The sequence below is a fragment of the Bacteroides sp. ET71 genome, assembly GCF_023336905.1.
Classification (GTDB): Bacteria; Bacteroidota; Bacteroidia; order Bacteroidales; family Bacteroidaceae; genus Bacteroides.
The window spans coordinates 1-816 of the sequence record NZ_JAMBLS010000114.1; the positions used below are offsets into that span (position 1 = coordinate 1).

Genomic DNA, 816 nt, shown 5'->3' on the forward strand with positions numbered 1-816 from the left:
GGCGCAACATCGACCGCCTGAAAGTGGCGGACATCAACAGGTACATTCTTTATCTTGTAAACGAAAAGAAAATTTCCGTTTCGCAACAGAACATGCGCATCAACGCCATCAAGTTCTACTACGAGCAGGTGAAAGGCGGGAAACGGCAGTATTACGGCGGCATCACACGAGCCAAAGAATACAAGACCGTCCCGGAAGTATTGAGCAAGAACGAGATAAAACGCATCCTTGACCAACTGTCTAACATCAAGCATCACTGCATGATTTCCTTGGTTTATTCAGCCGGATTGCGGCGTAGTGAACTGCTGAACCTCACACCCAAAGACATCAACAGTGAAACGATGTCTGTGCGTATCATGGGTAAAGGAAAGAAATGCCGCTATTCGCTGCTTTCGCCCAAGCTGCTGGAAGAGCTGCGGCGGTACTTCCGTGAATACCGCCCGAAGAAATGGTTGTTTGAAGGCGAAACGCCCGGAGTTCAATACTCGGCAAGCGCATTGGTGAAAGTGCTGAAAGAAGCCGCCATGCGTGCGGGCATCAAGCACCGGGTACATGTACACATGCTCCGCCACTCCTTTGCCACCCACCTTTTGGAGCAAGGAACAGACTTGCATACGATACAAGAACTGCTCGGACACAACGATATAAAGACCACTGCCATATATCTTCATGTGTCGAGTGCGCACAAAGCCAAGATACCCAATCCGCTTGACGCTCTGGATGATTCATAGGGTACAGCTATTAGAGATTAGGAAACACACCTGCCGGGTGTCGGTTATCGAAATATTCTACACCTAAGGGTACATTTATTAATAC

At 48.7% G+C, this 816-nt stretch carries 1 protein-coding gene; it reads left to right on the top strand.

Annotated features, from left to right (window positions below):
* Window positions 1–731: tyrosine-type recombinase/integrase (locus tag M3090_RS15430; protein ID WP_249057750.1), on the top strand; the 731-nt coding region annotated here is incomplete at its 5' end.
* Between the last annotated feature and the right edge of the window lie 85 nt (window positions 732–816).